Genomic DNA, 22918 nt, shown 5'->3' on the forward strand with positions numbered 1-22918 from the left:
GTGCCTGGGTGGCAGAGGTGGTCAGTGGAGATCGTCGGGCAAGACCCGTCGATGGGGCGCGTGCCACGGGTGGCGAGCGCCTGGCTCGAAGGGCCTGTCTGCAAAACCGCGACGCATCGCGCGGCTATTTCGCCGCACGTAAAGCTAACGCCGGGTAGCACCTGCGGCGAGTTTTTCAGGTGTTTTGTTGCTCCAACGCGCGCATCGCGTCTTTGATGGCGAGTTTGCGCTTCTTAATGACGCGCGCCTCAAATTGTTCTTCGGGAGAGAGCGATCGCAGCTTCTCGAGTGCCTGAAGTCGCTCCTTAAGCTCGAGGTGTTGAGCGCGAAGCTCGTCGAGCGAAGAGGGGCTCTCGGACATCGGGGTTCTGCGCTGCTGCATAGCGTCCTCGCCATGGGGTAGGGGGGGATGGCCTCAAGCTCACCCTTGAGGGCCACAGCTTCAGTGTGAGGATCTGCGAGGAAATATTCAACCACCACCTGTGTTATCCTCGGGTCAAAAGGCGCAAAACCTGTTGACACACCCCTGCCCATCGGATAGCTATCCGCCTCCCAGAGGGGATGCCCGATATCGACGGGCGCGCTCGGGGATCGTCTAACGGCAGGACAGCGGGTTCTGGTCCCGTCAATCTAGGTTCGAATCCTAGTCCCCGAATGACGTCACTCACCAGAGCAGGGTGACGCGGCATTTAACCACGAAAGACGCCGCCGGTAGCGCAACAGGCGCCGCCGGGGCTTCACAGAGCAGGGAAACGATATGGCTACCAAGCGTCCCGCAAAAATTGCGAGTAAGAAAAAAGGCAAAGCCGACAGCCGCACCTGTCCGGTGTGCCAGACCGAGATGCAGATCACGCGCGTGATGCGTTTCACGGAAGGGCCCAGCGGCATGCTGTGGGCCTGCACGAGCAACTCCTGCCTGGCGCTGGTCTCGAAGCACGGCCAGCACGTGGGCAGCCTGCTCGACAAGAGCGCCTGATCACGCACCGCATTCTGTCAGGCGTCGTCCGCGACGCCGATGACAAAAAAGCCCGCCTTTGAGCGGGCTTTTTTGTGGCCAAAATCCGGGCCTGCGCGGCGACTCTATTTGGAATGATCTTGAAGAAGCGCCGTCTTATAGGTCATGGTGGCGGGCTCTAAAGCAGAGGTTCGGCGCGGGACGCCCCGCAACACCTTGAGCAGGACGACGTCGGACAACGATCGCAGGAGAAGGCTGGATGATGAAAGCGAAGAAGCGGGTAGGTGCCCTGGTAGCGGGCCTTTTGATGTCGGCGGGGACGTTCGGTGGGCTTCCCCAGGCGTGGGCTCAGGGCGGCAATGTGCGCTTCTCTTATGAGGAGGTTCGTCTGACCGATGAGCGCGACTACATGCTGGTGCCGCGCGCCGAGGGCTCGCTCGCTGGCGATGTGACCAAAGAGACGCTGGAGCGGGCCTTTGAGAGCCTTCGCCGCGCCAAGCGCCCCACCTATGGGAACTCGTATGTGGAGATCTCCGGGCGAGTTCCGGAGCGGGCGACGGTGGAGGTGCATATCGACCGCAACCACGCTCAGTACGCGCTCATCATCATCGCCGAGGCCGTCTACACGATGACCGAGTTCGGGGTGCCGGCGGTGAGCTTTCCGGGCCACGCCGATCGTCCGCTGACCCGGGCCGACGTGCCCTTTGCGGCGTACACGCTCAGCGTGCCGCTCTGGAAGGTGGTGCCCCCGGGGCCGGTGACCAGCGCGCAGGTGATCATGCCTGATGGCGAGCTTGTGGCGATGTCTGATGTTCGCGAGCGCTGGTCGAGCCAGCGCACCGAGGTTGTCGACGAGGTCTACAGCTACCTCGATGCGGTGCAGGCTCACACGGTGCGCTCGGCGGTGGAGGTGTTGCCGAAGTTGGGCGATCTGCGCCTGGATGCAGTGCTGCCGCTGCTGAGCCACGAAGATGCCCGGGTGCGCCAGTCCACGCTACGCGTGCTCGAGGAAGAGGCCGGTGAAGAGCGTGTGCTCACAGCGGTTGCCGAGCGTATGCCGGATGAGTCGAGCGCGACGCTCGCGCGGGCGATGGCCGAGTTTCTGGGTAAGGCGCGCGACAAGCGCTTCAACGTTCAAAAGCAGTTCTTTTTGCTGCGTCGCGGCGAAGATGCCGAGAAGTTGGCGGCGGCCGAGGCCCTGGCGGGCTTCTCGGGCGATGCGCGCGTGGTCGAGGCGCTCGTCGAGACGCTGAGTGCGGAAAATAAAGAGCTGGCCATGCGCGCGGCGGCCTCTCTTGAGGGGCTGGATGCGCATGAGGCCCGGGTGGCATCACTGAGTACCGAAGGCATCGACGCCGAGGTTCGGCTGCAGCTCGCCGACGACCTCTCGGCCTCGGGCAAGCCTGCCGATGTGCGCCTGGCCGGCCTTACCTACATCGCGAAGCATCGCAGTGAGGGTCACATCAATCAGGCGCTCAATCAGGTCGCCGAGTTGAAGACCGACGCCGGTCGCCAGGCGCTGGAAGCCTTTTTGAGCGATGCCGATGCCCGCCGCCGTGCCGCCGCGACCGAAGCGCTGGTGCTGCAGAACGATGTGGCAAGCGTCGCCGCGCTCCGAGAGCGCGCCGAGGATGCTTCCGGCGCCGAAGAAGAGCGACTTGTGGATGCGGCCTACACGATCATGGTCAGCCAGTCGCTCGATGAGGTGCTCAAGCAGACCGAGTCGCGGGACATCGCCGTGCAGCGGGTGGCCTATGAGGCGCTCGGTGAGCGCGCGGCGCGCCAGGGAGGCTCACCCTCCTCGCAGGTCGTCTCGCGCCTTGTTGAAGGGAGCGAGAGCCGCGATGATGCCGTCCGCGGGGCCGCAGCCCGCGCGCTGGGGCAGATCGGCGGGGAGCGCGCGCTCGCTCGCCTCAGTGAGATGACCGACGATCGCTCCGCCGAGGTGCGTCGCAGCGTGGCGCTGGCCCTGGGCAACGCTCCGGCCAACCAGCAGGCCGACACGCTTAAGGCCTACCTCGACGATAAAGATCCGATGGTCGTTGCTGCGGCCGTCGACGCCATGGGGATGCGCAACGATCCGAGTGAGATCGAGCGCATTCGCCCGATGGCCACCCACGAGTCGGCGGCGGTGCGTGCGGCGGCGCTGCGGGCGCTGACGACCTTCACGATCGGTGGTGATACCGAGACGGTGCGCCGTCATCTGGGTCTTCTCGGCGGCGCAGTCAACGATCCGGCGCGCGAGGTGAAGATCGCCGCGCTCAATCAGCTCGGGCGCTTCGATCTGGCGATGGCCGTGACGAACATCGCGCTGCAGGTCAACTCCGAGGAGCCGGAGCTGCGCGCGGTCGCCGTGCGCGCCCTTGGCGAAAACGGTCATGCCAGCGCGCAGCCGCTGGTGGAGACGGCCCTGCGCGACGGCGCAACCGAGGTGCGTCGCGAGGCGATCCTGGCCATGGCGAAGATGCCTGGAAGCTCCAAGAAGGCTCGCCTTCAGGCCCGACTTGAAGATGAGCAAGATCCGCAACTGCAAGCGCTGATCCGCTCTACGCTTGAGGAGCTCTGAGATGGCCTCGTCGCCCAGCATCTCTGCATCGTTGGGGAGCCGTGTATGCCTCGTGCTGCTGCTGGGGCTGATGACGATGGCCTTCAGCTGCGAGCACACCTCCGGTGGCGATGAAGCCGCGACGCCTGGCGCAGATGGGAGTGCCGATGAGACCACAGCCTGTGTGCTCGATGAAGCGTGCGAGAGTTTCTACCGTTGCATCGAGAGCACCTGCCAGGTGCCCCCGGCGATGAGCGGGAAGCGTGACGAAGATACGCCCGTGCTCAGCTTCTTCTCCCCCGACGCTGAAATGCCGGAGGAGGGGGGCGAGCCGCTGGCGAGCTTCTATACGGAGCTCGCGCTTACCGCGGCCGAGCAGTCGCGCGGGTTGATGTATCGCCCGCATATGCGCGACGACTGGGGGATGCTCTTTGTGTATCCCGCCGAGCGCTCGCTCTCGTTCTGGATGAAGAACACGTTGATTCCCCTCGACATGATCTTCATCGATGACGCCGGCGAAGTGGTCGGAGTCGTGGAGATGGCCGAGCCGCAGACGCTCTCGCCACGGCGCGTGGACAGGCCGGCGCGGTACGTCTTTGAGATCAATGGTGGGTTGAGCGCCGAGCTGGGCATCGGCGAAGGCACCCGGGTGCGCTTTGAACATATGGAAGGCCATCACACGCCGCGTCGCTGAGCTGAACCTGACGCGAACCTATTTGGTCGCGCTGGGCGCCTGTGCGCTCGCTGCGGTGGTGCTCTCCTTTGTGCCCCTGCTCAACCTGGTGGGATACGAATCGGCGGCGTTTTTCGGCGTGCTCGGTGGGTTGCTTGCCACCGGGCTGACGGTGGCCGATGCGCGACGCTTCGATCTTCTTGAGGGGCGCGCGCTGGACTTCGGGCGCCTGGCGTTGCGCAACCTCGCCATGCTGGTGGCACCCCTTGTAATTTTGTCGCTCAACGGCCTGCGGGTGCCCAACTGCGACTGGGCTGCCGGGTTGAGTTTCTGGGCGTTGATTCCGGTGATGGCGGTGCTCATGGGCACGACCAGCGCCTGGGTTGCGGTGACCCTGCTCAAAGGTCGCAGGCTGTCCTACGTGGTGGCATTTGGCTTGCCGCTGCTCGACGTCGCGGCGCTCTTGTACCACCTGGCCAGTGAGCCTCCCATTGTGGGGCATCAGTGGTTTCTGGGGTATTTCGGCGGCTCGATCTACGATGAGGCGCTGGCGGTGCCTGTGAGCCTGATCGCCTACCGGGCGTTGCATATGCTGGCGATTGTGGCGGTTGTGGCCGCGCTCGATGCGCGCCGGCGCTGGCGCCGGGAGCGACGCGCCGGGTGGACCGCGGCACTCGCCATCGCGACCACACTCATCTTCGCGGTGGGATTTGCCCACCGGCAGGATGCCGGCATCGCCATCGATCGCGCGTTTATTGTGGCGGAGCTCGGGGGTGTCATTGAGACCGAGCATTTTTTGATCTACCACCCGCAGACGCGGGCCTGGCAGAAGATGGCGCCGCTTCTGGCCGAAGACCATGAGTACCGCTACGACCAGCTCCAGCGCTTCTTCGGGACCGACCCGGTGGCCGAGAATGGTCGAAAGGTGCGCAGCTTCGTCTATCAAGATCGCGACTCCAAGGGCGCGCTGATGGGCGGGCGCAACACGATGGTGGCCAAGATCTGGCTCCACGAGATGCACATCCTCTGGCGAGGCACAGGCGATCGGATGCTCACCCATGAGCTCGCCCATATCTTCACCGAACCCTTCGGGAGCGGCCCGCTGAGGCTGAGTATGCAGCGAGGCGTGGGCGTGAATATGGGCCTGGTCGAAGGCGTGGCGTTTGCGGCGGAGTGGCCAGCGCGCGAGCTTACCGCCCATGAAGCCAGCCGCGCGATGCGCGAGTTGGAGATCGCCCCCGACCTCGGAGCCTTGCTGGGCGCCTCCGGCTTCTGGACCCAGGCATCGGGCCGGGCCTACACCCTGATGGGCTCCTTTGTGCGCTACCTGATCGACACCTATGGCATCGAGCGTTTTAAAGAGGCCTACGGCAAGGGAGACTTTGAGGGGGCCTACGGCAAAGAGGTCGGCGCGTTGGTTGCCGAATGGGAGCACTTTATCGACGCCATTGAGCTCAATGAGGATCAGCGCGAGGTGGCCCGCTACATCTACGACCGCCCCAGCATCTTCGCCAAGGTCTGCGCGCGCACCATGGCCGAGTGGCGACGCCAGGCCAGTGAGGCCTCGCGGGAGGGGCAGCCGGCCGAGGCGATCCTGCTTTTGCGCCGCGTGCTCGATGCGCAGCCCGAGCTGCTCTGGGCGCATATGGAGCTCGCCCGCGCGCTCTCCCAGATGGGGCAGACTCAGGAGGCAATCGAGCTTCTGGAGGCGCATATGGAGCAGCCCCTGAGCCCTGTGGAGCGCGCCGAGCTGGAGTCATTGCAGGGCGATCTCCACTGGAAAGCAGGCCAGGCGGCGCGAGCGGCGCAGAGCTACGGGCGCTGCCTGGAGGTGGGCGTGCCCGTCGATCTGGAGCGCTCGCTGCAGATGCGTCTTCGCTACGCCGGTCAGCAGGAGCGTCGTGCGCGCTCCTACCTGGTCGATACGCCCGGCGGGGCGATGGGCATGTATCGGCTGCTGCGCTGGGCCGAAGAGAGCCCCGATGATCCCGGGGTCGCCTACCTCATCGGGCGGCGTCTCTGGCAGAGCAGGGAGTGGGTCGAGGCGCGCCCCTGGCTTGAGCGTGCCCACGGTGCGATGGGCGTTGAGGTGCTGGACGCTGAGGCCGCCCTGATGTTAGGTCAGGTCCACTATTTCCTGGGCCGCGGGCAGGACGCCGAGGCGCTCTTTGAGGCGCTGAGTCAATCCCCGCTGACCCGCTACCGCGAGGAGGCCCTTCAGTGGCTCGATCGCGTGCGCTGGCGACGGAATAGCAACGAGAATCGTTAATGTTAGACGTCGCGCTGCCGGCCCCACGCCGGTGCGCTCATCGATGAAGAACTTCTGAGGGAGCTTTCAGTGCTTCCCACGTACCGAGCAGGAGCCCTGTATGTTGATGCCCCGAGGTATCGCCCGCGCCACCGTGGCGCTGTTGACGCTGATTTTTGTGACGTTGAGCCTGGGCTGCGCCTCGCGCTACATCACCCCTGACTCCCTCTACGCCGACGACGCCGAGTTCAGCATCGACGCCGAGAGCGAGATCCTCGATACCACCGAGGCTCGGGAGGTGCTCGATGTGCTCTACCGCTACCGCCAGGCGGTCGTCGAGAAGGACTACGGCACGCTCAACGAGCTTGTGAGCGACGATTATTACGACAACGCCGGCACCACCGAGACCACCTCCGATGACTACGGTCGTGACGAGCTTGTCTCGGTGCTCGAGTTGACCGCCCAACACGCCGATCGCATCCAGATGGCCGTGGTCGTCAAGGGGCTTGAGGTCAAGGGTGAGCGCGCCCACGTCGACTATGAGTACGACTACGCCTACCAGTACGAAGTGGGCGACCAGAAGACCTGGGACGCTGGCGTCGACGTCAACCGCCTGCGTCTTGTGCGCGAAGAAGACCGCTGGAAGATCGTCGGCGGGCTCTGAGCCGGGCTCAGAGCAATATCGGGGTAGGCATACCCACAGTGAAGGCGCGCTGCGCCCCCTGGCGCAGCACCAGACCAGAGCCGGAGCAGCGATGAAGCAGCGCAACCGACAGATCTTCTGGCGCGGAGCGCTCCTGGCGCTGGGAGCGACTCTGGTCTGGTCACCGCCGATGGTCAGCCAGGCACAAACCTCGGTGACGGCGCTCTCAAACGCCGAGCGCCAGGATCTGGCGAGCGTCCGCGATGCGGCCAGCGCCTTTGAGGCCGGACGCCTTGCCGAGGCCCGAGCACTTGCCGGAGCGCGCGATGACAGCGCGTCGCTGATCGTACGCGCCCGCTTCGCCCACTGGAGTGGCGACGATGCCGGCGCGCTGCAGATGAGCGAGCAGGCTATAGCGTTGGCGACCGGCGATGCGACGCGTGCAGATGCGGCGGTCGCGCATGCTGAGATGTTGTTTTTTACCGGGGACTGGGACGAGGCGGAGGCGTTGCTGCGCGACACGCTCGCTGCGCTGCCGCAGAGCATGCGCGTGCGCCTGGCGCTCGGAGAGCTCCTCTGGGAGCGGGGTGAACGTGACGAAGCCACCGCGATTCTGGAGGCGATGGCAGCCCGCTACAACGACGGACTGATCGATGATCCGCGGGAGCTCGTCGCGGTGGGGCGCGGCATGCAGATCCTGGGGCGTATGCGCGACGCCAACCGCGCGCTGGGAAGGGCCGCGCGTCAATCGCCTGACCATCCCGACGTTCATATCGCCTTCGCCGAGCTGATGCTCGCCAGCTACAACCACGCCGAGGCCGAGGACTCGCTTCAGCGCGCCCTGGAGGCAGCACCTCAACATCCCGACGCCCACCGGTTGATGGCCGAAATCGAGTTCTTCGTCAGCGGCAACTTCGCCGCCGCCGAAGATCGCCTTGCCCGTGCCGATGAGATCGCGCCCCACCATCCGGGCATCGCGCTGCAGCGCGCGCGTTTCGCGATGACCCGTGGCGAGTGGGCGCGCGCTGCCGACATCGCCGACCGGGTCTTGCAGCGTTCGCCGCACCACGGCGATGCGCTCAGCCTCCTGGCCGCGGTCCGCTACCTGGGCGGCGACAGGTTGGGTTTTGAGAACGCGAGCAAGCGATTTATCCGCTATCGCACGCGCTCTTCCAAACTCTGGCGCGTGGTGGGTGAGGCCGCCGCGCTGAACAACCGTCACGCCGAGGCCGTCCGTTTCTTTGAAGAGGCACTGGATCGCAACCCGGACGACGCCGGCGCCCTGGCTGGACTTGGCCTCGCGCTCACACGCACCGGCGACGAGGCCCGCGCGCTCGGTGTCCTGGAGCGCGCCGCTCAGGAGGACCGCTTCCATGTGCGCGTCCATAATATGCTGGAGCTCTACCAGCGGGGCCTGCGCGACTACCTTACCGCGCCGGCCTCCCCGGGGCTGCGTCTTCGCGCACATATGCGGCAGCATGAACTTCTCAAGGCCGCGAGCCTCCCGCTCGTCGATGAGGCTCATGAGGTCTTTTCTGCGCGTTACGACCTGCGCATTGAGCCGCTGATCGTCGAGATCTACCCCGAACCCCAGACCTTCTCGGTGCGCTCGGTGGGCGTGCCGCAGATCGATCCGCACGGCATCTGCTTTGGTGACACCGTGCTCCTGCGCAGCCCGGCCGACGCCGACTTCAACTGGGAGATGGTGCTCTGGCATGAGACCGCTCACGCCTACCACCTGCGCCTCTCCGAGGCGCGCGTGCCGCGCTGGTTCACCGAGGGGCTGGCCGAGTACGAGAGCGGGGAGCGCGACCCGAGCTACCGACGTTTTCATGACGAAGAGATCGCCCGACGCCTGCAACACGGCTCCTTGCCGGCGTTGAGTGAGCTCGGTGAGGCTTTTCTGGCGGGCCGGGGCTTTGACGTGATCGTCGCCTACCAGCTGGCGAGCCTCGCGATCGACTACATCGTCGAGATCGGCGGGCGCGACGCGCCCACTCGCCTGCTGCGCGGATTTGCAGATTCACCGCGCTTCGATCAGCTGGCCCCGGCCCTGCTCGGTCGCTCCATCGAGGAGCTCGACGCGGGGTTCGAGGCCTGGCTCAAAAAGCGCTACGCCCCGTTGATGGCGCACCCGATGATCGACATCGATCGGGTGCGTCGCATGGCGGCCGGCGAGGAGGTTGAACACGCCGACGCGGTCGAGGAGGGCGCCTACAAGGCCTTTGTGGCCGCGCTGGAGGGGCGCGGCGACCAGGCGAGGGTGTTGATCGCCAGCGCGCGCCGGCGTGCAGCGGGAGCCGATACGATGGCGCAGGCGCGGGTTGAGGCGGTACTCGTGCACGCCTTTAATGCCCTCGGACAGAGTGATGAGGCTCTGCAGGCGGGGCGACGTGCGCTCGACGCCGGCCTGGAGAGCCCCGAGCTCCGGCTGGCCCTCGCGCGCGCTGCCGCCCAACGCGAGCAGCTTCAAGAGGCCCTGGTGCACGCCGAGGCCGCAGCCTCCATCCATCCCCAGTCCGCGGAGGCCTGGACGCTGTTGGAAGAGCGCGCCGCGGCGCTTGGTCAGGACGCGCTGGCCCGCCGCGCTCGCCAGGCCCGCTTTGAACTCTCCCCCCATGACCCGCGCCTGGCGCAAGATATGGTCGAGTCCAGCCATGGCGAGCTGCAACTGCGCGCGGCCCGCCGCTGGGCGGCCATTGAGACCTTTCGCGCCTCGGCCCACCTGGCTGTGGCCTCGGCGCTCCTGGAGCTGGAGCGCCCCGATGAGGCCATCGCCGCCTTTGAACGCGCTGCGCTCAGCGATCCGCAGCGCGCGTCTACCATTAAAGAAGTCGCCCGCGAGCAATTGACCCGTGGCGGCTGGCACGATAAGGCTCGTCAGATCCAGTGACGCGCTGGCCCCCGAGGGCTCGCGCCCCGGCTCACCTCCAGGTTTTTACGGTGTTGACCTCCTATGACCGATCCTCTCCCCGCAGAACTCCTCGATTCGCTTGATGACGTCGCGCTCGCCAGCCGCGCGGTCGAGGGCGATTTTGCGGCGTTTGAGAAGATCGTGGAGCGTCACCGCGACAAGGCCTACCGACTGGCGCTGAGCCTCACAAAGAGCGAGGCCGACGCCCAGGACGTGGTGCAGGAAGCCTTCATCAACATCTATCGCAAGCTCGACACCTTCGCTGGCGACGCCCAGCTCAGCAGCTGGATGTACCGCATCGTGGTCAATGCCGCGTTGATGCGTCTTCGCAAAACTCGCCGGCGCGCCGAGGTGAGCGTCGATGACGTCTCCGATCCGGCGAATTTGGAGCAATCCGCCCCTGGCGAGCCCGCGGGCTGGCGGGTGCGCGGCGATGAGGCGGCGGAGAATCGCGAGCTGCGCGAGCAGATCCTCGCTGCCATCGATCAGCTCGACCCCAAGTACCAGGCAGCCTTCTTGCTGCGCGAGATCGAAGGCCTGAGCCTCGATGAGATCGCCACCGTCCTGGAGCTGAGCACCGGTGCGGTTAAGACGCGCCTGCACCGCGCACGCCTCTTTCTTCAGGCCGCGCTCGAGCCCTACCTGGGCCGAGAAGAAGACATCTCCAACTGAGTCTCAAAAAAAGAAGGGCGCCTCGCCACATCTGCGGCAAAGCGCCCTTAAGTGGGGCGTGGCCAGGCGCGTAGGACGCGCCCCGGCGATCGCCCACCGATCAGCTGATCTTCTCTTTGAGCTTGTCGAAGAATCCACCCTTCTTGACCGGGATGTCGCGAAGCTCGGCGTAGCTCTCCAGAAGCTCGCGCTCTTTGGAGGAGACCTTCGTGGGGATCTCGACGTCGAAATGCACCACGAGGTTGCCCCGGCCCGAGCCCTGCACGCGCGCCAGCCCAAGGTTTTTGAGCACCTGGGTGTCGCCATGCTGGGTGCCGGGCTTGATCGTGATGGTCTCGGTGCTCTCCAGGGTCGGAATCTCAATCTCCGCGCCCAGGATCGCCTGCACAAAGCTGATGGGCTGGCGCAGGTGAAGGTGCTCGTGGTCGCGCTCAAAGACCTCGCTCTGCTCCACGTGAATGAACACGTAAAGATCGCCCGGGGGGCCGCCGCGCGTGCCGGCCTCACCTTCGCCACCCAGCCGCAGACGCATGCCGGTGTCGACACCGGCCGGGATCGTCACGCTCACCTCGCGGGTCGCGCGCTGTTTTCCGGAGCCGTGGCAATCATCGCAGGGATCTTCGATGCGTTTGCCGCTTCCCTGACAATGAGGGCAGGTCGAGGTCAGCGTAAAGAAGCCCTGGCTGTGGTTGATCTGCCCGCGTCCCTGGCAGGTCGAGCAGGTCACCGGGGAGGTGCCCGGTTTGGCACCGCTTCCCGAGCAGGTCTCACAGTCGTTGTGGCGCACCACCGAGATGGTGCGCGAGGTGCCAAAGGCGGCCTCTTTGAAGGTCAGCTGAATATCCTCGCGAAGATCCGATCCCCGCTGAGGTCCGCCCCGCGGGCGACCGCGCCCGCCGCCGAAGCCGAACATATCGCCAAAAATGTCGCCGAACTGCGAGAAGATATCATCCATCGAGTGGAAGCCCGCTCCGGGGCCGGCCGCGCCGCGCACGCCCTCATGGCCGAAGCGGTCATAGCGCGCCCGCTTCTGGGCGTCGCTCAACACCTCGTAGGCCTCGGCGGCTTCCTTGAAGTTGGCCTCCGCCTGCGCATCATCCGGGTTGCGGTCCGGGTGATACTTCATCGCCAGGCGGCGGTAGGCTTTCTTCAACTCTTTATCGTCGACGTCACGAGAGACGCCGAGCACCTCATAGTAATCGCGCTTACTCATAGGGGGCTCGTCCTGGGTGGTGCTTAGAAACTTAAGTTGGGGGCGGGCACGGCGCGCGCCAGCATGTCGGGAGCGGCCGCTGGGCCTGGCATGTTCGCGCCAGAACCTCGCAACGCCCGGGCGCGCTTGTCAAGGCGGGCTGCGGGCCGGAGCGCATGGTGCGGCCCCGAGAACGTCGCCAATCTAGGCGCACAGAGGCCGGGGGCAAGTTGTACAGTGATACTAACATCTTGCAATCGCAGTGGAATCATCGCGTGCCTGTGAATCACCATTAAGACCGGCTGACTATTCCGGCGCTCGATGGCCGCCGCGGGTGGAGCAGGGCCGCCGAGGTGTTGGCCCGCGCCTGAAGGCGTCTAAGATCCCAGTGTGAGAAGGCGCGCATCGGCGACTTACCCCGTGCCGATGATGTGCCCCACCCGGATCCCGCTGCGGAGTTGCCCCATGTATGCAGTCGCCGCTCGCCTCGGTGACGATCTCAACGCACGCATCGAACGCCTCTGGGATCGCACCGAGCTCATCTCGCCACACCAGATCCCGCGGGCGGGCAGGGTGCCTCATATCTCGTTTCAGATGATCACGACGCCTCATCCGCACGCCCTGGAGGTGCTTCTGCGCGAGCCCTTCCATGAGGCCCCGGACATCATCCGCACCAGCGCGCTGGGCGTCTTTGCCAGGCCCCGTCAGGTGCTCTTTTTGAGCGTGGTGCGCGACCCGGCGCTCGATCGTTACTTTCAGGCCATCAATGTTCGCCTGATGGCGCAGGGCTACCACCTGCACCCCTTCTACAGCCCGGCCTCGTGGACGCCTCATATCAGCCTTGCGCTTGGCCCTTTTAGCCCCGCGGCGCTCTGTGATCTGTTGCGTGCGGGAACGGTCTATGAGGATCTTCAGGGGTGCTGGGAACTTGGGTCTCTCTGCCTGCTCGGGCCGACCTCGGGGGCTGCCTCAGCCGGGGCGGCGGCGCACTGAGCGCGACGAACACGCCCATACTTCACTCGGAGTCGAGCTCCATGCCCGGCTGCCAGTTGTCGACGACCATCAGCTCATCACGGTCGCCCAGCGCATTGCAGAAGCCCGCGAAGAGCTGCCCGGCCAGGTATTGCGTAAAGGGCGGATCGCTCTCGTGCTGCCCTCGCAACACGCTGTTGGCCTGATCGCCAGCGGAGAGCTCTTCGCGATCGACCTGCTCAAGGTTCAAATAGAGCCTGCGCACCCCGTCACCCAGATAGGCCAGCACCGAGACGGTGCCTTCCGACTGGAGCTCTTCGACGATGCCCACCGCGGTGTACCAGTCGTTGTTGCGGCCATCGTCGTTGGCGTCATAGGTGTTGTGAAAGAACACCATGTCGCCGATCGCCGGGCGGCTGGAGTGGTACACTTTTCCCTCGGTGCGGCAGGCTCTGTAGAGCTCGGGCACGCTTGAGGCGGCGTCTTCGGCGAAGGTGACGCCGTTGAGCTCAAAGACCGCGTGCACGTAGGCCGCTGCCAGCGGACCGTCAGCCTTCGGGGCGGCCGGGCCGCGCGGTGCGGGTGGCATCGAGGCGCTCTCGGCGTTTGTGGCCGAACTCCCGGTGGCCGCTGCGCCGGGGCGGTAGCTGGCCAGCGCCGGGCGCTGCGGCCGGGCCACGCTGTCCATCGGCGCGCGGGAAGGCTGTGTGGCGCCCGGAGCGGGGCGACTGCGTCGTTGGCCGGGCTGCGCCGGCCCGGCGTTGCTGCGATAGACGTAGACCTGCGTGGGAAGCACCCCGGCGCTCGCGTTATCCTCGCCGGAGAGCCCCCGTGCGCCCGGAGGTGCCAGCTCATCTTCCAACACTGGCGAGGCGTACATATGAAAGGGCGCGCTGGTCGAGGCAGCGCATCCTGCGCTTGCCATCGCCATTGCCATCACCGCCCATCCGGTCGACTTCCACGCTCTGCTTGCCATCGTCTCTCTCCCTAACATCCATTTCGGGATATCGCGTCGCCCGGCCCTGGAGACCTTCCATGGCCCCTAAGTGCTTTACCGGTGCGACGAATTGCAGTGTAAAGGAGAGTGACGCGGCGCCAAGTTTTTTGCCCGCGGCTGCGACCACCGGTGGACGGGCTTGCCTGGCCGGCCGCTCTCTCATACCGTCGTGACCTCGGACGGCCACAAGGAGCAGCCGCATGACAACGACCATCAAAGGCCCGGCGGCCATGCACGCCGACGCACAGTTTGGAAAGTACACGCTGATTCGCCAGATCGCGGTCGGGGGAATGGCCGAGATATGGTTGGCGGAACAGCGCGGGCCGGGCGGTTTCAACAAAGAGCTCGTGCTCAAACGCATCCTCCCCCACCTGGCTCAGGAGGGGCAGGTCGCCCAGATGTTCCTCGATGAAGCGCGCATGGTCGCGCACCTCACCCACCCCAACATCGGGCAGGTCTTTGAGCTCGGAGAGCTTGAGGGTGAGTATTTTATCGCCATGGAGTTCATCGATGGCCTCGACCTGGCGCAGCTCTCGCGGGCACTCGATGAGCGCGGCTCACAGATCCCGGTAGCGTACGCCGTCAAAATTGTCTCTGACCTGCTCGAAGCCCTCGACTACGCCCACGACTTTGTCGATCGCGATGGCAACCACGTTGGGCTTATTCACCGTGACATCTCGCCACAGAACGCGCTCATCTCCAACGACGGCGTCGTCAAGTTGGTCGACTTCGGTGTGGCCAAGGCCAGCATCAACACCACCAAGACCGAGTCCGGGGCGGTCAAAGGGAAGTTCGCGTACATGGCCCCCGAGCAGATCGAGGGCAAACCTCTGGACTGGCGCGCCGACATCTTCTCGATCGGCGTGCTCTTCTACGAGCTCTTAAGTGGCATCAAGCCCTTTGGCGAAGATCTTAAAGCGGTCTCCATGATCCTCTCGCAGGAGCCGCCCGACATCCGCACCTATCGCGCTGACGTGCCCGAGGAACTCGCGCGCATCATCGCGCGGGCACTCTCCAAAGACAGAGAAGATCGTTTCGCCAATGCCGCGACCATGCAGCGGGCCTTGCAGACCTTTATGCGCACCTACACCGAGGTGGTTGGCACTCGGGAGCTCTCCATCATGGTGCGCCAGCTCCGTGGCCTGGATCTGGCCAAACCCACCGAGCAGCTCTTTGGGTTTGAGAAACACGGCGTCACCTCGGCCGGGCCGCGCCTGACCACCCGCGAGATGCCTCAGGCGGACGCCGACGAGCGAAGCGCCCCGGGCTTCACCCGGACGTCCGAGAGCGCCGACGTGCAACCTGACGCAGGGGCGGAACCCGAACCTTCGAAAGGAAAGTCGGTCGCACTGGTCGCCGGTTTTTCGCTACTGATGGTCGGCCTGCTCGTGGCCTTCTTCGCGGTGGGCTATCTTATGATCTCCGGTGAGAAAGACGCCGCGGGCGATGATTCTCCGCCGGAGGCTGCCGCCGAGAATGCAGCGCCATCCTCAACCTGGCGCCACGCCGACGGGCAGATCGTGGCGATCTCCTCACAGCCCTCCGCCGAGATCGTCGTCGATGGCGACGTTGTAGGAAAAACCCCCTTCCAGACGACGTTGCGACCGGGCACCTACCAGATTGAGCTTCGCGCCGGCGACTCCACTCGTCGCGAGACGCTGAAGATCACTTCGACGAGCTCGATTCAACGCTTCCGCTATGATCTCTGAGAAGCTGTGACTGAGCATCGTCAATAACCCAGCCGTTAAAGCAGAAGCGCCGGCCGTGGGCCTCCGGGTCTTCGGCGCGAATCTCCAGTCGAAGCTCCTCGTCGGGCCCAAGCTCGCTGAGGTCGATGGTATGAGCCATCCAGGTCGAGTCGAAACGATCGACGGTATGTGAGAGCACCGCGCGGTCGCCCAGAAACACCTCGTACGACATCGGTTGCGCGCGCTCGTGGCGGGCGCCGCGCAGATCGACGCCGGCGCGAAGTCGCAGCCACCGCCCCTCATCCATCTCTTCGTCCAGGAGTGTTTCGGCGAGAAAGCTCACCCGAAGCGACTCGCCATGCTTGAGGGCGTGCGCCCAGATGCAGCGCCGCGGGTCATCTCCGACCTCCAGCAGCTCACTTCCCACATAGTGTGCGCCCGGGCAGATCCAGCGCTCACGACGCGCGTCCCAGCGGCGGCAGCGCGTGGCGTTTTCGCCACGCGCTTTGACGTGTTCGATCTGAGCATCGGGAAGCCTTGCCAGAAGGGAGGGGCCGAGCTGAACCTCTGCGGGGAGCTGATAAAGATCGAGTACGACCTCCCCATAACGCTCCGTCGAGAGGCGTTCGGTGCCCGGTGGCAGGCGCGCAGCGCCGTCTTCCTGGCGATCGGCCTCGGCGATCAGCCAGACGCGTTCAACCCCCTGGAAATCTTCAATTTGCGGGTGATGATGGCGGTGCAGGAGGTTTCCCACCGGCCCAAGGTGCACCAGCGCGCTCTCCGACCAGGTGGGCTCGACGCGGATCGCGTCCTCAGCCTGCGCCCGGGCGACCACTTCAGCGGCAGCGCGCTCCCAATCCGCATCGGCCGGCGCGTCGCTCGAAGCGCGCACCTGCGCCGCGACGCTTAATCCGCCCGCCAAAAGCAGCAGGCCCGCCCCGAGGAGCGGGCCTGCTGAATGCGCCCTGTTCGACCTTGTCATGCATGTCTCCGAGGCGACTTCAACCTCTTAGCGCTTGCCACCCTGGACGGCCTGCGAACGACCACCCATGCTCATCAGAAGGTCGCGATCGTAGAAGGCTTCGCTGCGCTCGCCATAGGGCGGGATGTGGGTGCCCGAGTCCATGCGAATCGCATCGCAGGGGCAGGCCTCCACGCACAGACCACACACGATGCAGCGCAGCTCATCGATCACGAAGACCGAGGGGTACTTCTCGATCGTCGGGTCGTCGTGCTCGCCGGCCTCAATGTGGATGCAGTCTGCCGGGCAGATCGTCGAGCAGCACATGCACGCCACGCAGCGTACCTGACCGTCGTCACGCAGCATCAGGCGGTGCAGGCCACGGTAGCGCTCCGGATAGATCGTCGGCTCCTCCGGATAGTTGCGCGTAAACGTGGTGCGCTTCTCTTTGTTCGGGTTCAGGTTGCGAAAGAAGTGACCGGTGGTCACGGCGAGCCCGCGGATGATCTCGGGGATGTAGCTCTTCTCCCAGAGAGACTGCGGCTCACGATCGATTACTTTGACGTTCACGTTGGCCATCAACGACCTCGGTTCAGATGGCGAGGGCCGGGCGCGTCAACGCGCCCGACGGGCTCGAATTAAAGCAGGGTGACGATGAGCGCGGTCACAAAGAGGTTGGCGATGCTCAGCGGCAGCAAGATCTTCCAGCCCAGAGTCATGACCTGGTCGTAACGGAAGCGGGGAAGGGTCCAGCGCATCATGAACTGCAGCCAGACAAGCACCAGAATCTTGAAGATCATCGCGTGCACGCGAAGGAAGATCGAGATCCAGTACCAGGCTTGCTCACCGAAGGGCACCCAGTGGCTGTCGAAGATACGGATGCCGTCGGCATACACGTAAGGGATCTGCCAGCCGCCCAGGAAGAGCACCGCGATAAGCGCAGCGATAAAGACCGTGGCCGCATACTCAGCGAGCTGCATCCCGGCAAACTTCATCGTGGAGTACTCGGTCAGGTAACCGGCAACAATCTCCGACTCACCTTCCGGAAGGTCAAAGGGCGCGCGCTTGGTCTCGGCCATCCCCGCCAGGAAGAAGAGGAAGAAGGCCAGCGGCTGCACCACAATGCCCCACATCGGCAGCCAGTCCCAGAGGAGGTAGCCCTGCATGCGCGCCATCTCATTGAGATCGAGCGTGCCGTAGATAAGCAGAACACCGGCCAGGCTCAGGCCCATCGAGACCTCGTAGGAGATCATCTGGGCGGAGGAGCGCAGACCACCGAGCAGGCTGTACTTGCTGTTAGATGCCCAACCCGCAATCGCCGCGCCGTAGACCGAGATCGCCGCGATCGCGAACGCGAAGAGCAGCCCCGCGTTCAGGTGCATGATCGAGAAGTAGTTCTTCCACTCCCCACCCACGCAGATCTCGGTGTACTCGGCCGTCGTCTGCACGGTGCCGGTGCAGTAGTGGTCCATAAAGGGGATCACCGCCCAGCCGATCAGCGCCGGTGCCAGGACCAGCGCCGGTGCCAGCGTGTGCAGAAAGCGGTTTGCGCCTGCCGGCACAATATTCTCTTTGAGGACCAGCTTCAGGCCGTCGGCCAGAAAGTGGGGGATACCCAGCACGCCGATCCCCAGGATCTTGGCGCGGTTGGGTCCAACGCGGTTCTGGATCTTCGAAGACTGCTTACGGTCGCCCAGGAGGGTCAGCAGGCCGGCGACGGCCATGACAAACCCCAGGACGATGACGAAGATCTTAACCAGGCTAATGAGCACTTCGACCATCATGATGATTTCATCCTTTCAACGAAGAGCAGCGCAACGGGGCGAGCCTCAGTGTCGTTACTCAGCAGGGGTCTGAGACGCCTCTTCTGCGGCCGCCGAGTCCTCGAACATCTCCTTACGGATCTGATGGACGAAGGTGTAAGTGAGCTTGTGATCCATCGCCCGGGCAAGGCGCATAAAGATCTGCCAGTGCGGCAGCGATTCACCCGGCGGGGCAAAGGCCCGGTCGAACTCCTGGGCGATCCCGTCGAAGTTGACAAAGGTGCCCTCGGTCTCGGCGTGGGAGCAGGCCGGAAGCGCGATATGCGCCTTGGTGGAGAGCTCCCCGTGATGCTGAGCCTGAAGCACGAAGAGATCGAGCTTGTCGAGCGCGCTCAAAAAGCGTGCCTTCTCTTCGGTGGCCACCGGGATCTGCGTCTCCATCATGTAGAGGGACTTCACGGCGCCGCTCTCAATATCGGCGATCAACGCATCAAAACCCTTAAGCTCACCGGACGCCCCGAAGATCGTCTCCAGGCCGCGGGTGTTGGGGTTTTTGTCGGCCTTGATGAGGAAGTCATCTTCGAAGCCGTCGGGGTTGCCGCCCACATAGACGCGGTCGGTACCGAGCACCTCACGCGCGAAGCGTCGCGCCAGGAAGAGGTCTTCGCAGCTGGCCTGCGGGCTGACCACGAAGCCCAGGCTTCCCTTGTCTTCGGTGGCGCGCGCCAGCTTGTCGGCGGCGGTGCCGCTGACACCGTGCCAGTTGAGCTCGGCGCCGTTGCTCATCGGACGCGTCATGCGGTCGGTGTGAATGGCCTTGTAGCTGAGGCGACCGGCATCGCACATCCAGTAGTCGTTGACGTCCGGGTTGAAGCGCGGGCGGTAGCGCTGCACTTCGTTGCGGAAGTGCTCCAGGTGAATGTTGCACCCGTTGGAGCAGCCCGTGCATACGCTGTCGGTGGAGCTGAGCAACCACACGCGGCACTTAAAGCGGAAGTCACGCGAGGTCAGCGCGCCCACCGGGCAGATGTCGGCGGTGCACACCGAGTAGGGGTTGTCGAGGGAGCGGCCCGGGAAGGGGCGAATCTCGGCGGCGTCACCACGCTGGATAACGGTCAGCTCGTTGGTGCCCGTGATCTCTTCACAGAAGCGCACGCAGCGCGTGCAGAGAATGCAGCGCTCGCCATCGTAGAGGACCTCCGGGCCGATCGGGAAGACCTTGACCTTGGCCGTCTTCTCGGTGCGCAGACGAGACTCCTGCGCATCGTAGGCCATGTAGTAGTCCTGAAGTTTGCACTCGCCGGCCTGGTCGCAGATGGGGCAGTCGACCGGGTGGTTGATCAGGATGAACTCGAGCACGGCCTTCTGGGCCTTGATCACGCGCTCGCTCTTGGTGTTGACGACCATCCCGTCGCTGACCTGCGAATAGCACGAGGGCTGCAGCTTCCAGGAGCCTTCGACTTCGACCAGACACATGCGGCAGTTGGCCGGGATCGACAGGGCCGGGTGGTAGCAGAAGTGGGGCACCTCGTAGCCGGCCTGAGCGGCCGCACGCAGGATGGTGGTCCCTTTCTCGACCTCGATCTCGGTACCGTTGATGGTGACTTTTGGCATTTGACTACTCCAGGGGTGGGCGCGCCCGGCTCAGCATGGCGAGCGCTTTAGACCACGCTCCGTAATTACTTATCGCACTCGCCACCGATCATGTTGACGGTGTCGAAGGTGGGGATGATGTCAGCGAGCAGGCCGCCTTCAAAGAGCTTGTGGATACCGCCCATCACGATCAGGCTCGGCGAGCGAACGTGAATCTTCCAGGGCTTCCCGGTGCCGTTGGACACGATGTAGAAGCCCAATTCGCCGTTGCCGCCTTCGGTATAGCTGTAGACCTCACCGGCGGGGACCTGAACGCCTTCGAAGATGATCTTAAAGTGCGAGATCATGCCTTCGATGGTGTTGTAGACCTTGTCTTTGCTGGGCAGGGCGACCCGGGGATCATCGGTGTTGATGGGGCCGGGCTTCATCTTGGCCAGGCACTGGTCGATGATGCGGATGGACTGCACCAGCTCTTCCATACGGCAGAGGTAGCGGTCCATGTTGTCGCCGTGCTTGCCGACGGGTACGTCGAAGTCCACCTCACCATACTTGAAGTAGGGGTGGTCCTTGCGCACGTCGTACGCCACGCCGGTCGAGCGCAGGCAGACGCCGGTGTAGCCGTAGGAGACGCCCATCTCCGGGGTGATGACCCCGGTACCTTCCATGCGGTCGAGGAAGATACGATTACGCGTCAGAAGCTTGTGGGTGATCGCGTGAATCTCGTTGAGACGCTCGCGCGTGTAGGCCCAGCGCTCGGCGAAGTCGGGCGTCAGGTCGTCCTTAAGCCCGCCAATGCGGCCGTAGCTCACCGTGAGGCGCGCGCCGGTGACCTGCTCGATGAGGTCCCAGACGAGCTCGCGTCCTTCAATCGCGTAGAGGAAGGCGGTCATCGCGCCAAGCTCCAGACCACCCGCGCCGATGCAGGTCAGGTGGTCGGAGAGGCGACTGAGCTCACCCATGATCGTGCGAATCCAATCGCAGCGCTCGGGGACTTCGATGCCGAGAAGTTTCTCAACGGCCAGCGCGTAGCCGAAGTTGTTGAGCAGCGGGCTGACGTAGTTGAGACGGTCGGTGTAGGGGAAGACCTGCGTCCAGGTCGCCTCTTCGCACTCCTTCTCGAAGCCGCGGTGAAGGTAGCCAACCTCGGTCTCACACTTGATGACCTTCTCGCCCTCAAGCGTCAGGGTGAAGCGCACCGTGCCGTGGGTGGCAGGGTGGCTGGGACCCATCTGGAGGATCATCGGCTCGCTGTGGATGTCCTGGTCAATGGGCTTGTAGATATCTTCGGCCATGATTCAAAACCCTTGCATGAAGGTGAGGGGGGCCGCCGGGCAGCGTTAGCCCTGACGGGAGCCCTCGGAGGGCTTGTCTTTGACGTAGCGGTTGAACTCTTCGACGCTGTCGCGCTCTTTACCCAGCAGCTCCAGGCGAGGTTGCGAGGCCTGCTTGGCGTAGTCTTTGCGAAGCGGATGGCCCTCAAACTCTTCGTAGAGGAGCACGCGTCGAAGGTCGGAGTGACCCTCAAAGGTGACGCCGTACATATCCCAGACTTCGCGCTCCATCCACGCAGCACAACCGTAGAGGTGCTCAATGGTGGGCACGTTGCAGTCGTCTTCGGGCACGACCACGCGCACGGTCAGCATATGCTTTTTGGCGATGCTGTAGAGGATGTAGACGACCTCAAAGCGCGGCTCGCGGTGGAGGTAGTCCACGCAGGTGATCGCGCGCAGCATGTTCATCTGCGTGGCGTCATCATCGCGCAGCCGCTCAATAATGTCGGAAACCCGGTGACGCTCCACCACGACGGTGTCGTTGCCCAGCCGCGAGTGCGCGTCAAGGACCTCGTCGCCGAAGTGCTTTTTGACAAAATCGATCAGTTTTTTGGCCATATCTCATTCCACAGGAGGACACCCGAGGTGGTGTCCCGATAAGCGCTCAACGTGCGAGGGCGCGACCATCCGGGCGGCGTGGCGGCCCGGATGGGTCGAGGGCATCAGACCTTGGTGCCGAAACGCTCCAGGAAGGTCGGTTCTTCTTCGATACCTTCCGCGAGACGACGACGTCGCTTCTCTTCGTAAGCGTATTTGTCCCAGGGCTCGTTCTGAATCTTCTCCTGAAGTTTGAGAAGACCGTCGAGCACCTGCTCGGGGCGCGGCGGGCAGCCCGGGATGTACATATCGACCGGGATGATCTTATCGATGCCCTGCACCGTCGCGTAGTTGTCGTAGAAGCCACCGGTGGAGGCGCACACGCCAAAAGAGATCACCCACTTGGGCTCGGCCATCTGCTCGTAGATACGGCGCAGGAAGGGGGCGAGCTTGTGGTTGACGGTGCCGACGACCCAGAGGAGGTCGGCCTGGCGCGGGGAGAAGCGCGGAATCTCGGCGCCAAAACGCGAGATGTCGTAACGCGCGGCAGCCGTCGCCATGTACTCCATGCCACAGCATGCGGTGACAAAGGGGTACTGGAAGAGCGAGTGCTTACGCGCCCAGCCCACAGCGCTCTCAAGACGAGTGGTGATGACTTCAGGAAGTTGATGTTCTAGTCCCATTCGAGACCCCCTTGGCTCCACTCATAGACGAGACCGATGGTCAGGATCGCCAGGAAGAGCGCCATAACTGCGAAAGAGTAGAACCCGTGTCCCATCGCCGCGCTCTCGCGCCAGCTCATAGCCCACGGGATGACGAAGACCGTTTCCAGGTCGAAGAGGATGAAGCTGATGGCCACCATGTAGAACTTCACGCTGAAGCGCGAAGCCTGGGGCTCAGAGAGCGGGTCGGAGCCCGACTCGTAGGGCATCAACTTCTCGCGGGTGGGGTTCTTCGGGCCGAAGAACTCCGCCGCAAAGATGATCCCGCCGACGACGGCGACGGCGACCAGCACCAGCAATATCAGGGGCAAATAATTGGCGATTAACATGGGGCGCGCTCATTGCACGGGGTGAAAAGGGAGGGGCGCGGCGACGCATTTTCGCGGTGAAATGCCGGCCTCGGGCGCCGCAGCTGGCGACGCATTTCAATCCGGGTGAGTGCCTAACACGGCATCTCTAAAGGTGTCAAACACGGCCCCGGCGCTTTGTCGAAATCCCCGGCGTTTCGGGGC

At 64.3% G+C, this 22918-nt stretch carries 19 protein-coding genes, 1 tRNA gene and 1 pseudogene; 10 read left to right on the plus strand and 11 right to left on the minus strand.

What is annotated here, in order from left to right; all coding sequences use genetic code 11:
• Positions 1 to 175 precede the first annotated feature (175 nt).
• Positions 176 to 382 carry a DUF465 domain-containing protein gene (locus FRC98_RS06515; protein ID WP_146980469.1) on the minus strand — a complete coding sequence of 69 codons (207 nt, stop codon included), beginning with the start codon at positions 380 to 382 and terminating at the stop codon, positions 176 to 178.
• A 202-nt stretch (positions 383 to 584) separates the two neighbouring features.
• Between FRC98_RS06515 and FRC98_RS06520 the strand changes: the two genes are divergently transcribed.
• The 8 genes from FRC98_RS06520 (at position 585) to FRC98_RS06550 (ending at position 10650) form a co-directional block, all read left to right on the plus strand.
• A tRNA-Gln gene (locus tag FRC98_RS06520) sits at positions 585 to 655 on the plus strand.
• Positions 656 to 757: 102 nt separating this feature from the next.
• Positions 758 to 976, plus strand: a complete 219-nt coding sequence (locus FRC98_RS06525) for a hypothetical protein (protein WP_146977353.1) — start codon at positions 758 to 760, stop codon at positions 974 to 976.
• A 238-nt stretch (positions 977 to 1214) separates the two neighbouring features.
• Entirely contained in the window at positions 1215 to 3521 is a 2307-nt protein-coding gene (locus FRC98_RS06530) for a HEAT repeat domain-containing protein (protein WP_146980470.1), read from the plus strand.
• Position 3522: 1 nt separating this feature from the next.
• Positions 3523 to 4194 carry a DUF192 domain-containing protein gene (locus FRC98_RS06535; protein WP_146980471.1) on the plus strand — a complete coding sequence of 224 codons (672 nt, stop codon included), beginning with the start codon at positions 3523 to 3525 and terminating at the stop codon, positions 4192 to 4194.
• Complete coding sequence (locus FRC98_RS06540) at positions 4157 to 6442, plus strand: tetratricopeptide repeat protein (protein ID WP_146980472.1); 2286 nt, start codon at positions 4157 to 4159, stop codon at positions 6440 to 6442. The genes FRC98_RS06535 and FRC98_RS06540 overlap by 38 nt, the downstream gene beginning before the upstream one ends.
• A gap of 100 nt (positions 6443 to 6542) precedes the next feature.
• A complete protein-coding gene (locus FRC98_RS21365; RefSeq protein ID WP_230467345.1) occupies positions 6543 to 7085 on the plus strand; it encodes a nuclear transport factor 2 family protein in 543 nt (180 codons plus the stop codon).
• Positions 7086 to 7176: 91 nt separating this feature from the next.
• Entirely contained in the window at positions 7177 to 9957 is a 2781-nt protein-coding gene (locus tag FRC98_RS06545; protein ID WP_230467346.1) for a tetratricopeptide repeat protein, read from the plus strand.
• Between the two features lie 63 nt (positions 9958 to 10020).
• The gene (locus FRC98_RS06550) at positions 10021 to 10650 is read left to right on the plus strand and encodes an RNA polymerase sigma factor (RefSeq protein WP_146980474.1); all 630 of its coding nucleotides are present in this window, start codon (positions 10021 to 10023) and stop codon (positions 10648 to 10650) included.
• 100 nt (positions 10651 to 10750) lie between these two features.
• On the opposite strand, the gene dnaJ is transcribed toward FRC98_RS06550, so the two are convergent.
• Entirely contained in the window at positions 10751 to 11863 is a 1113-nt protein-coding gene (gene dnaJ, locus FRC98_RS06555) for a molecular chaperone DnaJ (RefSeq protein ID WP_146980475.1), read from the minus strand.
• Between the two features lie 444 nt (positions 11864 to 12307).
• Here dnaJ and FRC98_RS06560 point away from each other — a divergent pair, with 444 nt between their 5' ends.
• Complete coding sequence (locus FRC98_RS06560) at positions 12308 to 12835, plus strand: 2'-5' RNA ligase family protein (RefSeq protein WP_146980476.1); 528 nt, start codon at positions 12308 to 12310, stop codon at positions 12833 to 12835.
• A gap of 22 nt (positions 12836 to 12857) precedes the next feature.
• Here the strand turns inward: FRC98_RS06560 and FRC98_RS06565 are convergent, their stop codons facing one another.
• Positions 12858 to 13790 (minus strand): hypothetical protein, encoded by a 933-nt coding sequence (locus FRC98_RS06565; RefSeq protein ID WP_146980477.1) that lies wholly within the window; start codon positions 13788 to 13790, stop codon positions 12858 to 12860.
• 221 nt (positions 13791 to 14011) lie between these two features.
• Here FRC98_RS06565 and FRC98_RS06570 point away from each other — a divergent pair, with 221 nt between their 5' ends.
• Positions 14012 to 15520 (plus strand): serine/threonine protein kinase, encoded by a 1509-nt coding sequence (locus tag FRC98_RS06570; protein ID WP_146980478.1) that lies wholly within the window; start codon positions 14012 to 14014, stop codon positions 15518 to 15520.
• Here FRC98_RS06570 and FRC98_RS06575 read toward each other — a convergent pair.
• The 8 genes and pseudogenes from FRC98_RS06575 to FRC98_RS06610 all read right to left on the minus strand — a co-directional run bounded on the left by FRC98_RS06575 (position 15477) and on the right by FRC98_RS06610 (position 22735).
• Positions 15477 to 16481: a hypothetical protein gene (locus FRC98_RS06575; protein WP_146980479.1), complete on the minus strand. Its 1005-nt coding sequence runs from the start codon at positions 16479 to 16481 to the stop codon at positions 15477 to 15479. The two genes, FRC98_RS06570 and FRC98_RS06575, sit on opposite strands and share 44 nt — an antisense overlap.
• A gap of 87 nt (positions 16482 to 16568) precedes the next feature.
• A pseudogene (locus tag FRC98_RS06580) lies at positions 16569 to 17039 on the minus strand (NuoI/complex I 23 kDa subunit family protein); the annotation flags it as partial.
• 59 nt (positions 17040 to 17098) lie between these two features.
• Positions 17099 to 18244 (minus strand): complex I subunit 1/NuoH family protein, encoded by a 1146-nt coding sequence (locus FRC98_RS06585; protein ID WP_146980481.1) that lies wholly within the window; start codon positions 18242 to 18244, stop codon positions 17099 to 17101.
• A gap of 54 nt (positions 18245 to 18298) precedes the next feature.
• On the minus strand, positions 18299 to 19837 hold the full coding sequence (locus FRC98_RS06590) for an NADH-quinone oxidoreductase subunit G (protein WP_146980482.1): 1539 nt from the start codon (positions 19835 to 19837) through the stop codon (positions 18299 to 18301).
• Between the two features lie 65 nt (positions 19838 to 19902).
• Positions 19903 to 21108 carry an NADH dehydrogenase (quinone) subunit D gene (gene nuoD, locus FRC98_RS06595; RefSeq protein ID WP_146980483.1) on the minus strand — a complete coding sequence of 402 codons (1206 nt, stop codon included), beginning with the start codon at positions 21106 to 21108 and terminating at the stop codon, positions 19903 to 19905.
• 45 nt (positions 21109 to 21153) lie between these two features.
• A complete protein-coding gene (locus tag FRC98_RS06600) occupies positions 21154 to 21705 on the minus strand; it encodes an NADH-quinone oxidoreductase subunit C (protein ID WP_146980484.1) in 552 nt (183 codons plus the stop codon).
• A gap of 104 nt (positions 21706 to 21809) precedes the next feature.
• The gene (locus FRC98_RS06605) at positions 21810 to 22367 is read right to left on the minus strand and encodes an NADH-quinone oxidoreductase subunit B (RefSeq protein ID WP_111730221.1); all 558 of its coding nucleotides are present in this window, start codon (positions 22365 to 22367) and stop codon (positions 21810 to 21812) included.
• Positions 22358 to 22735: an NADH-quinone oxidoreductase subunit A gene (locus FRC98_RS06610; protein WP_146980485.1), complete on the minus strand. Its 378-nt coding sequence runs from the start codon at positions 22733 to 22735 to the stop codon at positions 22358 to 22360. Before FRC98_RS06610 ends, FRC98_RS06605 begins: the two co-directional genes overlap by 10 nt.
• Positions 22736 to 22918: the final 183 nt, after the last annotated feature.

The sequence above is a fragment of the Lujinxingia vulgaris genome (genome assembly GCF_007997015.1).
Lineage (GTDB): Bacteria > Myxococcota_A > Bradymonadia > Bradymonadales > Bradymonadaceae > Lujinxingia > Lujinxingia vulgaris.

What these genes read in the sequence shown, in the direction of transcription:
- FRC98_RS06600 (WP_146980484.1), bottom strand. Translation starts at nt 21,705, where the DNA reads ATGGCCAAAAAACTGATCGATTTTGTCAAAAAGCACTTCGGCGACGAG.
- FRC98_RS06570 (WP_146980478.1), top strand. Translation starts at nt 14,012, where the DNA reads ATGACAACGACCATCAAAGGCCCGGCGGCCATGCACGCCGACGCACAG.
- FRC98_RS06565 (WP_146980477.1), bottom strand. Translation starts at nt 13,790, where the DNA reads ATGGCAAGCAGAGCGTGGAAGTCGACCGGATGGGCGGTGATGGCAATG.
- FRC98_RS06585 (WP_146980481.1), bottom strand. Translation starts at nt 18,244, where the DNA reads ATGATGGTCGAAGTGCTCATTAGCCTGGTTAAGATCTTCGTCATCGTC.
- nuoD (WP_146980483.1), bottom strand. Translation starts at nt 21,108, where the DNA reads ATGGCCGAAGATATCTACAAGCCCATTGACCAGGACATCCACAGCGAG.
- FRC98_RS06590 (WP_146980482.1), bottom strand. Translation starts at nt 19,837, where the DNA reads ATGCCAAAAGTCACCATCAACGGTACCGAGATCGAGGTCGAGAAAGGG.
- dnaJ (WP_146980475.1), bottom strand. Translation starts at nt 11,863, where the DNA reads ATGAGTAAGCGCGATTACTATGAGGTGCTCGGCGTCTCTCGTGACGTC.
- FRC98_RS06560 (WP_146980476.1), top strand. Translation starts at nt 12,308, where the DNA reads ATGTATGCAGTCGCCGCTCGCCTCGGTGACGATCTCAACGCACGCATC.
- FRC98_RS06530 (WP_146980470.1), top strand. Translation starts at nt 1,215, where the DNA reads ATGATGAAAGCGAAGAAGCGGGTAGGTGCCCTGGTAGCGGGCCTTTTG.
- FRC98_RS06515 (WP_146980469.1), bottom strand. Translation starts at nt 382, where the DNA reads ATGCAGCAGCGCAGAACCCCGATGTCCGAGAGCCCCTCTTCGCTCGAC.
- FRC98_RS06525 (WP_146977353.1), top strand. Translation starts at nt 758, where the DNA reads ATGGCTACCAAGCGTCCCGCAAAAATTGCGAGTAAGAAAAAAGGCAAA.
- FRC98_RS06550 (WP_146980474.1), top strand. Translation starts at nt 10,021, where the DNA reads ATGACCGATCCTCTCCCCGCAGAACTCCTCGATTCGCTTGATGACGTC.
- FRC98_RS21365 (WP_230467345.1), top strand. Translation starts at nt 6,543, where the DNA reads ATGTTGATGCCCCGAGGTATCGCCCGCGCCACCGTGGCGCTGTTGACG.
- FRC98_RS06545 (WP_230467346.1), top strand. Translation starts at nt 7,177, where the DNA reads ATGAAGCAGCGCAACCGACAGATCTTCTGGCGCGGAGCGCTCCTGGCG.
- FRC98_RS06605 (WP_111730221.1), bottom strand. Translation starts at nt 22,367, where the DNA reads ATGGGACTAGAACATCAACTTCCTGAAGTCATCACCACTCGTCTTGAG.
- FRC98_RS06535 (WP_146980471.1), top strand. Translation starts at nt 3,523, where the DNA reads ATGGCCTCGTCGCCCAGCATCTCTGCATCGTTGGGGAGCCGTGTATGC.
- FRC98_RS06575 (WP_146980479.1), bottom strand. Translation starts at nt 16,481, where the DNA reads ATGACAAGGTCGAACAGGGCGCATTCAGCAGGCCCGCTCCTCGGGGCG.
- FRC98_RS06610 (WP_146980485.1), bottom strand. Translation starts at nt 22,735, where the DNA reads ATGTTAATCGCCAATTATTTGCCCCTGATATTGCTGGTGCTGGTCGCC.